The organism is Aerococcus viridans, from assembly GCF_002871935.1.
Taxonomy (GTDB): Bacteria; Bacillota; Bacilli; order Lactobacillales; family Aerococcaceae; genus Aerococcus; species Aerococcus viridans_B.
In genome coordinates this window covers 1-14,516 of the sequence record NZ_PNHQ01000018.1, presented here as the reverse complement: position 1 = coordinate 14,516, position 14,516 = coordinate 1, and the positions used below count along the sequence as shown (strand labels likewise).

The following is a 14,516-nucleotide window of genomic DNA, read 5'->3' as shown; positions in this document are numbered from 1 at the left end:
CCATTTAACGTCTGATCCAATTATTTTGATATATCATCATTTACCTCTTCAGTTGATATTTGATCTGGGACAGGCGCTATGTTTTTATCATTTGTTTGATTAATGTTATTTGATAATTGTGAATAGGCTTTATAAGTGAGTGGGCCCACTTGTTTCTGGTTATTATCAAATAGATTTAAGCGAATATTTTCAAAAGCCACCTGCGATAAATCACTTACTGTAATACCTAGTAGACGAATACCTTGACTGACATCTCCATATGTCTGCCATAGGTCTAAAGCGTAAAAATAAATTTCCTGGCTATCTGAAATCGCATCAATCAAAGATGTCTGCCTTGTAACTGTATCGAAAGCAGCGTTCCTAAATTTTAAGGTCACAACTTTCCCGTGCATCCCCTTTTTACCCAATGCTTCACTAACAGCATGCGCTAATTTTCGTAAGTAATCTTCTACCTCGCTGTCATGATATAAGAAGGGATAAAATGTCCGTTCTTTACCGATAGATTTACGGATCCGCGTAACTTTTACTGGTCGATTATCCACCCCACGAACCCGCTCATATAAGGCTAATCCGGCCTTACCAAAATACTGTATACACTCATCTTGAGATAACTTTTTTAAATCAGCACCCGTATAAATATCTAGTTTATGCATCTTTTCAGCTGACCGTCTACCCACTCCATAAAAATCTTCGATAGGTAGCTGTTCTAGAAATGGGATCGCCCGTTTAGGCGTAATGACCGTCATCCCAAAAGGTTTACGGTAATCGGAAGCGAGCTTGGCGATAAATTTATTATAAGAAACCCCAATTGAACAAGTAAGTTTCAATTCATTATATATGGTTTCTTGAATTTCCTTCGCCACATCCATGGCATAAGGAATCCCTTTTTTATTGTCTGTAACATCTAAATAAGCTTCATCAATTGATACAGGTTCAATCTTGTCTGTATATCGTTTGAAAATGGCTCGTACTTGTTCAGAAACTTCTTGGTATAAAGCATAATTACCGGATACAAATATCCCTTGTGGGCACAGACGATAAGCTTCAGCTGCAGACATAGCTGAGTGAACCCCATATTTTCGTGCTTCATATGAAGCAGTCGATACAACACCTTTACCAGAATTCTCTTTAGGATGTCGCGCGATAATCACAGGCTTACCTCGGTAAGCAGGATTGTCTCGTTGCTCAACGGAAGCGAAGAAGGCGTCCATATCGACATGCAATATTTTTCTTGAACCATCAATTTTAGGATCATCAAATGATAATATGCCTATCGTACGCAAGATACTTGCCCCCTTTTTAAATTGGGTCATTTACGATGAGTTAATCTTCGTCTACAAAAATATTTACGGTCGCTTTAGGATTTAACACAATACTTTCTCCCTTACGAACAATCGTAAACGACTTATCAAAAGCTTCAATTTCATCAATAGTATATTTTTTGTCTAATTTGACATTTAGTTTATCTAAATAGTTCAATAAGTCCTTATCATCCGTTACACGTCGGATTTTGAACTTATCCCCTACAGCTAAATCAGATAGGGGAGTCATCGCTTCCTTAGCCATCACACCATCTTTATTAGGAATAGCCCCACCATGCGGACAATATACTGGATTCCCTAAAAAGGCATCTAATTGATCTATAAAGAATTCAGTTCCTGTATGTTCTAATTGTTCAGCTTCTTCATGGACTTGGTCCCAGTTATAACCCAATTTTTCATACAAGAACATTTCCCATAAGCGGTGGCGGCGAACTAATGATGCCCCCATTTTGGCGCCCTCTTCAGTTAATTGCACACCTTGGTAAGGAACGTAGGTGACCCAACCTTCTTCTTGTAATTTAGAAATCATTTCGGTTACGGAGGCTGCAGAGATATTCAAAGCTTCACTGATTGCTTTATTGCCCACTCGGTCCATGTTGCCACCAAACTCAAAAATGACTTTCATATAATCTTCTCTACTTTTAGACATGGCTAATCACCTTTCTTTATTGGTTACGCTAATCATTATTATTATACCTTAATTTTAGGTGATTTGGAAAAATCCATAGTCTTTTTTTATAGATATACCTAAAAAAATTGTTTCTATAGATTTTTTTAATCCAGATTTTTTATCTATTTTTTATAGCATTGATAACTGCAATAGTAGCTTATTTTAAAGGCTTTGACTGACCAGCTTTACATCTAAAATATATTCACTTTCCATCATTAAAAAGAAAGTATAACAAAAGACGTTTAGAATTGACGTACCGGACCAAAATCCAAATAATAACGCAATCTTATTGCGCATTTTAGGCAGTATCGGGCAATGCTGACTTTAGAAAGTCGATTACAAACGCTCTTATATAGCAAAGAAAGGCTGGGATGTTTTTTCCCAGCCTCTCTCATTTTGTGGACTTATACTATTTCAACAAGTCATCAATATTCATTTCATCTAAGGGATGAACATCATATACTGTGGCTTGTAGTTTTGCATAATCTAAATAGTCATTTGCATGTAATTGCTTAATTTCTTGCACGCGGGACCTAAATTTCCTTGGTGCCTGCCGTTTCCACGCAAAGTCTTTAAAATATTCTTCAATGTCTTGCCATTCTATCCCATTATACCCTTGTTTTTTAATACTTTGAGATTTTGAAAGAAACCATGGACGAAGACAGAGGAATTCAAAGTTCGAAACTTTCATAATGGCCTCCGTAACGAAAGGTTCAATCATCCTGAATCCAGCAAATGCTGTGACTAGTTTTGATCGTTCTCTTGTTGGTCGCCTACTTCTACATCTTGAGCATCTTCAACGATTACTTCGCTTTCATGTGCTTCTTCTTCAGCAGCATCGCTTACAATATCATTTGCTTCTTTAGTGTTCATTGGATCTGCCTTTTGTGTGCGCGCAATTGCACGACGGTCAAATACTAGGTAGATGCCTTCACAATCTAAAGTAATCGTATTGTTTACTTCATCGATTTCAGCAATAACACCATGTAACCCACCAATTGTTACTGCAGAATCACCAACTGCCATTGCAGCCATCATTTCTTGTGTTTCTTTTTGTCGTTTTTGTTGTGGTCTAATTAACATGAAGTACATTAAAGCCACTAAAACAATGATATATAATACTGTTCCCATTAAAAGGATTACCTCCTATTTGATTATTTATTTATAAATCAACCATTAATTTTTCATCATTAGTATAATCGTACCATAAAGCATCCACTAATTTCATTAGCTTAATCTTGTATCACGAAAGTTTTAACAAAAGCAAACTTGGTCCTTTTTCTAAAAAAGTGCTTGATCTAAAAGGCTGTCTTCTGTACCTTACCATAATACTGTAAGAAAAATTCATCTCTAAAGTCTAATAAACGATCTTCACGTATAGCATCTTTTATTTGCGCCATAAAGTTAATCAAGAAGTGCAAGTTATGAATAGATGTTAAACGTAAACCGAATGTTTCATTTGCTTTCAGTAAGTGGCGTATATATGCACGTGTGTAATTACGGCAAGTATAGCAATCGCAATTTGGATCTAATGGGCTAAAATCACGCGCATATTGTGCATTTTTGATTACCACACGACCTTGACTAGTCATTGTTGTACCATTACGAGCAATACGAGTTGGTAATACACAGTCAAACATGTCGACACCACGAATGACCCCTTCAATTAAGGCATCCGGACTGCCCACCCCCATCAAGTAACGGGGTTTATTTTCAGGCATAACAGGTGTTAGATAATCTAAAACTTGATACATATCTTCCTTAGATTCACCAACTGATAATCCTCCGATTGAGTAACCCGGGAAATCTAGCCCTATCATATCTTTTGCATGTTGTAGGCGTAAATCTTTATAGCCTGCACCTTGTAAAATACCAAATAAAGCTTGGTCATTTGGACGTTGGTGGGCATTTAAACCACGTTCAGCCCAACGTGTCGTACGATGAATAGATTTTTCAACATAAGCATGGTCATGGTTGAAGTCTGGACATTCATCAAATGACATAATAATATCCGCACCTAAGTTGTTTTCGATGTGAATCGCTTTTTCAGGTGATAAGAATAACGTTTTGCCGTCCAAATGTGATTTGAAGGTTACCCCTTCTTCTTCAATCTTACGAAAATCTGCAAGTGAAAAAACTTGGAAACCACCTGAATCTGTTAAAATTGGTTTATCCCAGTTCATGAATTGGTGTAAACCACCAGCTTCTTTAACTAAGTCGTCACCTGGACGTAACCACAAATGATAGGTATTTGATAGAATGATTTGGGCATTCATATCATTTAATTCTTCAGGAGACACAGCCTTCACAGAAGCTTGCGTACCAACAGGCATAAACACTGGCGTTTCAATAGTGCCATGAGGTGTTTCCACTTGACCCAATCGCGCTCCGGTATGCTTTTCTTTCTTATGTAATGTATATTTTAATGCACTACTCGTCATTAGAATTCCTTTCTTTCTACCACATATGCAGTGAAACTGATCATGTGTAAACGACTAGTTTTTTCGTCTAGTCCAACATATTGATAACTAAATAATGGTAACATGCATCCATCGTGCGAGCAAGAGCCACAGACCTTGCCTAGGCATTTTTAGCCTAATTTATTTTAAAGCTGACAAAATATTTTCAATATCATTTTGAATTTGCCCTTCAACTTCTAAGATATCAGTGGCCTTATATTGACACTCAACCGTAACTGGCACTTCTGAATCAAGCACTTCTAAAATACCTACAATATCCACATCCCCTACTGATAATCCAGCTAAGCTGGTATTGGTCGCTTTGGCCACTTGTTTTAAATGTACATAACGTATCAGTGGTAAGACATTTTTTACCGCTGCTAGCGGATCTTCATCAAAAAATAAGAAATTCCCCACATCAAAGCACATGCCTATTTCTTCATTGCCGTATTTTTGTAGAAAGGCTTTAAAGTAATTGCTAGCGCCAGTTTGTTGTGTGTTATCATTTTCCAATGCTAGTGATACACCATAGCGTTCAATGAAGTTATTTACTGCTGTCATATCTGCTGTTACTGATTCCGGATTAAAGGCACCTAAGTTTACTTTTAATTGTACAGCACCTACAGCAGTAGCCCATTCAAAATAGTTTTCTAATTCAGGGTTTAATATGCCATCTGTAAATAAAGGCGCTGGTACTGAAAGAAAAACAGTTAATCCGGCTTCTTTGGTCGCTAGTTTTAAATCAGCCAATTCTTGGTCTGTCCCATCAAAGTATTCACTTCTCAATTCAATATAGTCAAACCCTAGACCTTCTACAGAATCAATGATATCTAATTGACCAAAAGCATCTTGGTCCATCAAATCACCATAGGCAATTGTATTTAAAACCCAATTCATTATGTATACATCCTCTCTGATTTTAACCTTTGTAAAGTAAAATCACCAAGCTAGGCTTGGTGACGTTTTGATAACGGTTTGTCCAGTATTTCTTTTAATAATATACCACGTTTTAGATCGTCTTGACTGGTTAAAGCAAATATTTCTCGTGCTTTCTCTGTCTTTCTCTTGGTTTTATTGATGCTCTTTAAGTCTTTACTAGGATCTTCCATTTCCGCAAATAAATGATTTAACTCTTCATCTAAGCGGTTGGCTTCACGTGCATACATTTTCTCCATTTCCTGCAAGGCTTTACCGAGTTCAATGTCATTCGCTGCCAGTGCTTGGTCAAAATATTGCTCATTAGAGATACCTGTAAGATCAATTGGCCCTTCAGAAGATATTGCCCCTTCTCCAGAATAACTAGTGTCATTTACAAATTGATTTGACGCATCAAAGTCATTCCCCTCAGCTACAAATGCCCTCTCTTGATGTGCATCTGTTTGATTTAAAGTTGCCTGTTGGTGATGACGTTTCTGTGCCCGAAGCGCTTGGCTTTGCTGCGCAAATTTCTGCCCTCGCTTTTGCTGCCCCGCGTTTCTTCCCTTTCTTGCCTGTGTATTTGGCTTACGCGTGTCCATCTTCTCTACTGTCAACTCTTCAATAGATGTTTGACCAGCTGTATCGACTTCATCTAAATAATTTTGCGCTTGTTTAAGATAGTCGCCCAACGTTTTAGGTTTATGAGCCTGTTGCTGTCTATTAGGGATTCGTGTCTGGCGAGTATGTTTTTTAGGATTTACCCCATTTTCACTCATTCTTGAAGGCGCATTCGACGCATCAAAGCGTCGCGCCTCCTTCCTAGCTTCCGTCTTTCGCTTTTTTTGATATGCTTCATAGAAACTAGAAGCTAATCCAAAAACAAATATCAAAATACCTATCAGTTCCATTATTGATCACCTGAATGATGTTCAGTTTCTCCTTCAGAAAGACTTTCACGCATCTTCGTATCTGCTTGAATATTTTGCATATTGTAATAATCCATTACCCCAATTTTACCATTTCTAAAGGCCTCAGCTAAGGCTTCTGGTACTTGAGATTGTGCCTCTACAACTTTAGCGTGCATTTCTTGTGTTTTCGCAATATTTTCTTGCTCTTGAGCAACCGCCATCGCACGACGTTCTTCAGCCTTGGCTTGGGCAATTCGTTTATCCGCTTCTGCTTGCTCTGCTTGAAGTTTAGCCCCAATATTACGACCTACATCTACATCCGCAATATCAATAGATAAAATTTCAAATGCTGTCCCTGAGTCTAAACCTTTTCGCAAAATAGTTTGTGAAATCGCATCTGGATTTTCCAAAACTTCTGAATGTGTTGCTGATGAACCGACAGTGGTCACAATACCTTCACCAACACGGGCAATAATCGTAGATTCACCAGCACCCCCAACTAAACGTTCAATATTCGCACGAACAGTTACTTTCGCTTTCGCACGCACTTCAATACCATTCATCGCAACCGCTGATATAATCGGTGTTTCAATCACCTTAGGATTTACTGATACTTGAACGGCCTCAAACACGTCACGACCTGCTAAGTCAATAGCCGCAGCTTGTTCAAATTCTAGATCAATATTCGCACGTTGGGCTGCGATTAAGGCATCCACAACCATATTAATATCCCCACCTGCTAAATAGTGGGCTTCTAAATCATTTAAATCAAGCGTTAATCCAGCTTTTGTTGCTTTGATCATCGGTTTAATAATATGATTTGGATTCACACGACGTAGCCGCATGCCGACTAAATCGCCAATCCCTACCTTTACCCCTGAGAAATATGCAGTTACCCAAAGGCCAACTGGCACAAAGGTAAAGAACAGCGTTAAAATAACTAGAATAATGATAGCTAAAATCAAAATGCCCCAAATACTTGTCGTATTTCCATATGAATTATACATGGTTCACTCTCCTTACTAATAACTGATTGTTCCGAACACTCACAACAACCACACGCTCGTCACTACCTATCACTTCATTATCACTCATGACTTCTAAAATCTGTCCATCAGTAAACGTAGCCTTTCCGGTTGGTCGCAAAGGCGTCAGTGTTACAGCTTCTTTGGATACATAATCCGCAACTGACACACGCTGTGATTGATACCCACGTTCCTTGTTCAACGATGTCTTCAGTACAATTTGGTCATTAAAAGGAATACGATAACCTAACTTCACTAAAATGTAAAAAGCCACAATGCCCACAACTATACCAATCGTTAAATCGACAATTGTATCACCGATTTCAGCCGTTTGGCCTATTAACCCCCAGGAACCGACCAATAACCCAACAATGCCCAATATCCCATAAGTAGGTAAAAATACTTCAGAAATAATCAAAATTGTCCCTAAAGCAAACAACAGCAAAGACAACCATGACCCATTATCATACAAACCAAAATACAGTAAGAATGATCCCGCACCAACAATGCCACCCAGCATATAATGACGCGTCATCATACCAGCGATAATGGCTAGGATACCAATGGAAAATAACAACGTCTCCATTTCTCCACCTCCATGTATCTTCTATACTATATATTTTACCATATAGAAAGACCGCTTTCATAATGATAACTTATTTTAACTAGTATCATGCTTTATGTTCATTTATGAAAAAAGCCCCCACAGACCTATATTACTAGCGACTGTGGGGGGGGGAGTTTATTTATTTTTTTACTTTATGTAGCGTTAATCTTCAACTAATGGTGTTACATCAAAATCGATTTCATGATTTTCATCAATTGAGATATTCACTGCGTGTTGTTTACTGATAGTACCTGCAATAATTGCACGTGCTACTGGGGTTTCCACTTGGTTGGTGATGAAACGACGTAATGGTCGTGCACCAAATTGTGGATCATAAGCAGTATCACCAATCCAGCTAACTAATTCGTCACTAAATGTTACAGCAATTTCTTGACTCGCTAGGCGGTCACTTAATTGAGCTAACATCTTGCGTACGATACCGTCCATATCATTGTGTGATAATGGTCTGAATAAGATGGTATCATCAATACGATTTAAGAACTCTGGTCTAAAGTGCATTTTTAACGCATTTTGTACAGTTTCTCTTGCTTCATCTTCAATTTCACCATTTTCATCAGTTCCCTCTAACAAGGCATCTGATCCTAGGTTACTTGTCATAATAATGATCGTATTTTTAAAGTCTACAATGCGACCTTGTGAGTCAGTTAGTCGACCATCATCTAAAATTTGTAATAGAATATTGAATACATCCGGATGCGCTTTTTCAACCTCATCTAACAAGACAACAGTATATGGATTACGGCGTACAGCTTCTGTTAATTGGCCACCTTCTTCGTAACCAACATAACCTGGAGCTGCCCCGATTAAACGTGTGACGTTAATTTTATCCATGTACTCACTCATATCTAAACGCACCATATTATTCTCTGAATCAAACATCGCTTCTGCTAAAGCCTTAGCCAATTCAGTTTTACCAACACCAGTTGGTCCTAAGAATAAGAATGAACCTAAAGGTCGGTTTGGATCTTGAACACCTGCACGAGACCGTAATACGGCATTCGTTACACTATCTACTGCTTCATCTTGACCCACAACACGCATATGTAATGTGTCATCTAAATGCAGTAGTTTTTCTCGTTCACCTTCAACCAATTTGGTTACTGGAATACCAGTCACCCTTGAAACGACAGCAGCAATTGAATCTTCTGTAACCGATTCTTCTACTAAGCGATCCGCGCTCTTATCCGCATGCTCATGATAGGCTTTTTCCATATCTATCAATTCTTGTTCCAATTTTGGAATAGTTGCATGTTGTAATTTGGCTGCTTCTTCAAGGTTGTAGTCATTTTCTGCTTGTTCTAAAGCATGTTTAGCGTTGTCAATTTCTTGACGTTTAGCATTAATATCTGACATACCACCTTTTTCCACTTGCCATTGCATGGTTAATTGGTTGGTTTTTTCACGTACTTCAGCTAACTCTTCTTGAAGATCAGCTAGACGACGTTTACTTGCTTCATCTTTCTCCTCTTGAAGCGCCTTTTCTTCAATTTCTAATTGAATTAAACGACGTCGTTCTTGGTCTAATTCTGTCGGTAATGAGTTCATTTGTACACGAATTTCAGCACTCGCTTCATCTACTAAATCAAGTGCCTTATCTGGTAAATAGCGGTCAGTAATGTAACGGTCTGATAATTCAGCTGCCGCTACAAGAGCTTGGTCATGGATTGTTACCTCGTGGTGTAATTCATAACGTTCTTTTAAACCACGCAAGATTGAAATAGTATCTTCAACACTTGGTTCTTTCACTAAAACACGTTGGAAACGACGTTCCAATGCCTTGTCTTGTTCCATATATTTACGGTATTCATCCAAGGTTGTCGCACCAATACAGTGTAATTCCCCACGGGCTAACATTGGTTTTAGTAGGTTACCTGCATCCATTGACCCTTCTGTTTTACCTGCACCCACAATATTATGGATTTCATCAATAAATAGGATAATACGGCCATCCGCTTTTTTCACTTCATTTAAAACAGCTTTCAACCGTTCTTCAAATTCCCCACGATATTTCGCACCGGAAATTAAAGCACCCATATCTAATGAAAAAACTGTCTTATCTTTAAGGTTATCAGGAACATCTCTTTTTACAATACGTTGGGCTAAACCTTCAATAATAGCTGTTTTCCCTACACCTGGTTCACCGATTAAGACAGGGTTATTTTTAGATTTACGAGATAAAATCCGAATAACATCACGAATCTCTTCATCTCGTCCGATAATGGGATCCATTTTACCCGCTTTTACTTGTTCGACTAAGTCGACACCGTATTTTTCTAAAGCTTCATAATTTTCTTCTGCTTGTTTACTTGTCACACGATCACCCTGTCTCAAATCATCAATTTTTTCTTCTAGCGCTTTTGCAGTAATTTGGTGTTGCTTGAACCATTTTGCTAGGTCAGTATAAGCTACATCATTGATAGCCGCTAGCACCATTTCGGTAGCTAAAAATTCGTCACCATGTTTTTCCGCGCGTACTTGAGCCTTTTGAATTAATTCACCCAATCCACGTGATATACCTTGACCATATTGTACGTTTGTACCTTGGACCACTGGAATTGCATCCAATTCACGGTCTAATTCTTCAGTTAATGCTGTCATTGGCACATTTAAATCTTCATAAAAGTCATAAGCAAAGTTTCCAGGTTGCACCAACGATGTAAACATATGGGGTATCCCAATTTCTTGATGTTTACGAGTCATAGCAATTTGTTGGGCATTTGCGATGGCCTCTTGTAAGGTTGTAGTCATTTCCATGTTTGCCATTTCACATCACTCCTTTTGCTTTATGCTTATAGTATATCACTTTAGTCAGAATAGGTCAAACATTTATTGTGGATATTTTTGACCTTTTTTACTAATAAAAAAGCTTGTTATATCAATCTTACAGCAAATTCGCTTGATAAAAATCAAACTAAAGGTCAATATGCGACCACTTACTTTCTTTGACCAAGGCAATATGGCGGACATCGTCCCATAAAATCTTGCGATTACCGATAATAAAATAGAAATAATTACATTCACCGTTAAACCAACCAACAATATTATCAAAGTACCGTCCTAAATCATCTTTCAATGATAATTGAATGGATACGGGATAATGGGTTAACCAAGCTTCCTGCAACACTTGATCAATGGCTTCCCTCGTCATTTCTGGCAAAGCGACTGGTACTTTGGTCGCATCTTCATGGTTAGACTGGATACCCTTAACCAACTCATCCATAGCATAGGCTGTTGCCCACTTCATACCAAAGGGGCGGTCTTCATACTCATTATAAGGGATAAAGTGTTTACGCGTTCTTGGGTGTTGTTGTCTTTTTAACCAGGATCGTTTGGCCTCTATTATTGCCTCAGGAAGTGTCCACGGTAAAAATGGTTTATCTTGCTTATCCATGACCCTCACCTTCAATACCAGCCATACCACCAGCATGACCACCAACTAAGCTTGATCGTTCAATAGCCCGACCACCTGGTTTAAGTGATGACGCATAAACAAGACTTTTGAAGCCATATTTCTTACGGATTGTATCGATAATCCTATCTGTTGTCATATCTGCTACTTGTTTATTTTCTGATTCAAATAAATCTAATTGCACGGCTTGCTGATAAACAAGCTGTCCGCTATACAAAGAAATATTTCGTACTACTTGGTGGTCATAGATTAAAGACAATAAATATAAAGCTGCCTCAGCAATGACTTTACTTTGGTTGGTTGGACTTACCTTTATTTGTTTATGGATACCCCTTTTACCATACGCATCAAAATAGCCTATAGAATAGCCTATCCCAAGGCCAACTATTTGTGTTTGAGCACCAGCTCTTCTTAGCCGCGTCCCAACTTGATCGGCCATTTCCTTCACCACTATCGCAATTTCATCCTTATCCGTGTAGTCTCTTGGTAGGACTTGGCTGTTGCCGATAGACTTGTCTTTACTAGTATAAGGGGTTCCAAGAAAAGATCGGTCAATTCCCCAAGCATGTGCGTAAAGCTGAGCACCCATCACCCCTAATTTGTCTTTTAATACATAGTAAGAAGAGTGCGCTAGATCATAAACATTATTAATGCCCATCCCTTGTAAGCGGCGGGCCATCCGGTGACCAATACCACAAATTTGTGTTAAATCAGCAACTTGCCATAAGGTCTTGGACACATCTTCATATCGCCACTCAGCAATCATGCTTTTTTCTTTTTTTGAACCAATATCTAAGGCTGCTTTCGCTAGAAAAGGGTTATCACCGATGCCGATAGTCGTATAAATGCCAGTTTGATCAAAGACATCTTTTTGGATTTTCTGCGCCATTTCGTAGGCACTACTGACCTTAAACAGTCGCAATGAATCCGTAACATCTAAGAAACTCTCGTCTATTGAAAATACGTGGTGATTGGCTTCATCTACGTAAGTCTTATAAATCCGGTTAATTTCTTGATTCTTCTCCATATAAAGGCGCATCTGGGGTTGCACGATCACCAAATCATCTGGATAGGGATAAGGTAAATCGCGTGCTCGAGTGACATTAGAGATATTAAACGCTTTTTTAGCTGCTGGTGAGCTAGCTAAAATCAGTCCTGACCCTCTACTTTGACCTCCAGTTGCATCATGGTAGGACATAACCACTAATTTTGTGGTTAGTGGATCCAAATCACGCGCCGCTGCCTCCACTGAGGCATAAAATGATTTACAATCGATACATAAAATATCGCGACTAGGTTCCTTTGAATAATCAAATGTTACATTATTTGCAAACATCTTTAGCCCTCCTTAGCTTAGATATTTAAATTTACGTTCTTAAAAAAATCGAACGTATGTTCTAAATAATAATAGAACGTATGTTCGCAAAATACAAGTGATTTCAAAGAAATTTTTCCCTTTAAATAAAAAAGGCCACGATCCATACGGTCGTAGCCTTCTTCAGTCAACTATTTAAATACAATACTAGTCTTCATCTTTGTCGTCGTCATCGTCTTTACGTTCAACCACTAGGTCAATAGCCATGACGACACCTAAAATAATTGGCACCACATCAGCTGGTACATGATCTTCTATATCAATAACAAAGGTATCACGAATAGCAATTAATTTACGGTCGATACGAGCAATACGGTCCCCATTTTCATCCGTAATACGGTAGTCAAAATCAAGAATATTCCCTTTAACATCCCAATTTAAAGAAGTCACTTTATAGTTATCCCTAAATAAGGAAATCTTTTTACGTATTTCTGCGACCTTATCATTATTTTCATTTACAAGCTGTCAGCTAAGGAAACCTAGGTATTAATACCTAGGAGGAATTAGCGAAATAGACAGCTCTTTTTTGTTGATTTTACTAGGTTATCGTTTATGTTTCCTCTAAATAGATATTATGATGTATTTAAGGGAAAAGAGGTGACAAGATGCAGTTGACGAAAACGATTAAAGTGCAATTATACCCAAGTGTTAGTGATATTGAAAAATTCGAAGAAACCCAACAACAGTTCTTAAACGCTTGTAATTTTGTTTCGACATACATCTTTGACCATGAATTTGAATTAGGTCAAACGACTTTGCACAACGCCTTGTATCATCAGATACGTCAGGATTTTGGGCTGCAATCGCAAATGGCCCAGTCCGTAATGCGTACGGTAATCGCAAGATATAAGACCGTGAAAACACAGTTTAAACAAAAACCTAAGCGTTATAAAGATATCCATACAGGTAAATATCATACGCTATATAAAGACCTTTACCATTTAACGAAACCCCTAGGGTTTAAGCAACCAGTCGCTGTGTTCGTACGTAATCGTAACTACGCTTATCATCAAGACGATACCTATTCACTGACGACCAATCAAGGACGAATTAAAGTGTCTTGTGATAAGCAACATATCGCTTATCTTCAACAATTTAGCCAGAATGGTTACAAGTTCGGTCAAGCTGAATTACTCTGTCGTAAGGGTAAGTGGTTCTTACACGTATCCGCAAACAAAGAGATAGACGACCCAGATGAAGCTAATATCCAACGGATTGTAGGCATTGACCGTGGTTTAAGACAGGTACTAACTATTGCGGATGATACAGCCCATACTATCTTCTATTCGGGTAAAAGCATGATGAAGAAAAGACGACATTTTAAGAAATTGCGCCAGTCCTTACAAGCGAAGAACACCAAATCAAGTCGCAGACGCCTTAAAGCAATTGAAAGACGAGAGAACCGCTGGATGAATGATGTGAACCATCAATTATCAAAGACACTCGTTGACCGATATGAGGCCAATACCTTGTTTGTGGTGGAAGATCTTACGAACGTTACTTTTAACACGACTCACCATCGTAAGCAAGATGCACGGTATGAACACCATTCTTGGCGTTTCTTCGATTTTGAAGAAAAGTTAATGTACAAAGCTTTAGAAAGTGGTTCGCAAGTTTTAAAAGTATCTGCACAATTTACGTCCCAACGTTGTCCGAAGTGTGAATCAATTGATAAAGCTAATAGACAACAAGATAAGCACTTGTTTACTTGTCAGAATTGTGGGTATCAATCTAATGATGATCGTGTGGCAGCTATCAATATTCAAGAATTGGGTCACCGATATCTGTCGAGTGAGAAAAAA

The 14,516-nt window shown here is 38.3% G+C and carries 14 protein-coding genes; 1 reads left to right on the top strand and 13 read right to left on the bottom strand.

The annotated features are described in order from the left end of the window. Positions 1–20 precede the first annotated feature (20 nt). From dinB to CJ191_RS09290, 13 genes are all read right to left on the bottom strand, one after another. Complete coding sequence (gene dinB, locus CJ191_RS07300; protein ID WP_070467520.1) at positions 21–1,283, bottom strand: DNA polymerase IV; 1,263 nt, start codon at positions 1,281–1,283, stop codon at positions 21–23. A gap of 40 nt (positions 1,284–1,323) precedes the next feature. Further along, positions 1,324–1,971, bottom strand: a complete 648-nt coding sequence (locus tag CJ191_RS07295; RefSeq protein WP_070467522.1) for a metal-dependent transcriptional regulator — start codon at positions 1,969–1,971, stop codon at positions 1,324–1,326. A 430-nt stretch (positions 1,972–2,401) separates the two neighbouring features. After that, on the bottom strand, positions 2,402–2,683 hold the full coding sequence (locus tag CJ191_RS07290) for a post-transcriptional regulator (RefSeq protein ID WP_246819025.1): 282 nt from the start codon (positions 2,681–2,683) through the stop codon (positions 2,402–2,404). A 53-nt stretch (positions 2,684–2,736) separates the two neighbouring features. Beyond that, the gene (gene yajC / locus CJ191_RS07285) at positions 2,737–3,123 is read right to left on the bottom strand and encodes a preprotein translocase subunit YajC (RefSeq protein WP_070467528.1); all 387 of its coding nucleotides are present in this window, start codon (positions 3,121–3,123) and stop codon (positions 2,737–2,739) included. A gap of 167 nt (positions 3,124–3,290) precedes the next feature. Beyond that, entirely contained in the window at positions 3,291–4,433 is a 1,143-nt protein-coding gene (tgt, locus tag CJ191_RS07280) for a tRNA guanosine(34) transglycosylase Tgt (protein WP_070467531.1), read from the bottom strand. Positions 4,434–4,592: 159 nt separating this feature from the next. After that, entirely contained in the window at positions 4,593–5,348 is a 756-nt protein-coding gene (locus CJ191_RS07275) for a sugar phosphate isomerase/epimerase family protein (protein ID WP_102199406.1), read from the bottom strand. A gap of 50 nt (positions 5,349–5,398) precedes the next feature. Further along, positions 5,399–6,277, bottom strand: coding sequence for a hypothetical protein (locus CJ191_RS07270; protein WP_102199405.1), 879 nt, complete (start codon positions 6,275–6,277; stop codon positions 5,399–5,401). Next, positions 6,277–7,284, bottom strand: a complete 1,008-nt coding sequence (floA, locus tag CJ191_RS07265; RefSeq protein ID WP_070467538.1) for a flotillin-like protein FloA — start codon at positions 7,282–7,284, stop codon at positions 6,277–6,279. The genes CJ191_RS07270 and floA overlap by 1 nt, the downstream gene beginning before the upstream one ends. Next, positions 7,277–7,888, bottom strand: coding sequence for an NfeD family protein (locus tag CJ191_RS07260; protein ID WP_070467542.1), 612 nt, complete (start codon positions 7,886–7,888; stop codon positions 7,277–7,279). The genes floA and CJ191_RS07260 overlap by 8 nt, the downstream gene beginning before the upstream one ends. 183 nt (positions 7,889–8,071) lie before the next feature. Beyond that, the gene (gene clpB / locus CJ191_RS07255; protein WP_102199404.1) at positions 8,072–10,693 is read right to left on the bottom strand and encodes an ATP-dependent chaperone ClpB; all 2,622 of its coding nucleotides are present in this window, start codon (positions 10,691–10,693) and stop codon (positions 8,072–8,074) included. A 148-nt stretch (positions 10,694–10,841) separates the two neighbouring features. Then, entirely contained in the window at positions 10,842–11,321 is a 480-nt protein-coding gene (locus tag CJ191_RS07250) for a hypothetical protein (RefSeq protein ID WP_070467547.1), read from the bottom strand. Further along, entirely contained in the window at positions 11,314–12,675 is a 1,362-nt protein-coding gene (locus tag CJ191_RS07245; protein ID WP_070467550.1) for a Y-family DNA polymerase, read from the bottom strand. Before CJ191_RS07245 ends, CJ191_RS07250 begins: the two co-directional genes overlap by 8 nt. 186 nt (positions 12,676–12,861) lie before the next feature. Further along, a complete protein-coding gene (locus CJ191_RS09290; RefSeq protein WP_246819026.1) occupies positions 12,862–13,104 on the bottom strand; it encodes a hypothetical protein in 243 nt (80 codons plus the stop codon). A 215-nt stretch (positions 13,105–13,319) separates the two neighbouring features. On the opposite strand from CJ191_RS09290, the gene CJ191_RS07235 reads away from it, so the two are divergent. Next, positions 13,320–14,516: RNA-guided endonuclease TnpB family protein (locus CJ191_RS07235; RefSeq protein WP_102199403.1), on the top strand; the 1,197-nt coding region annotated here is incomplete at its 3' end.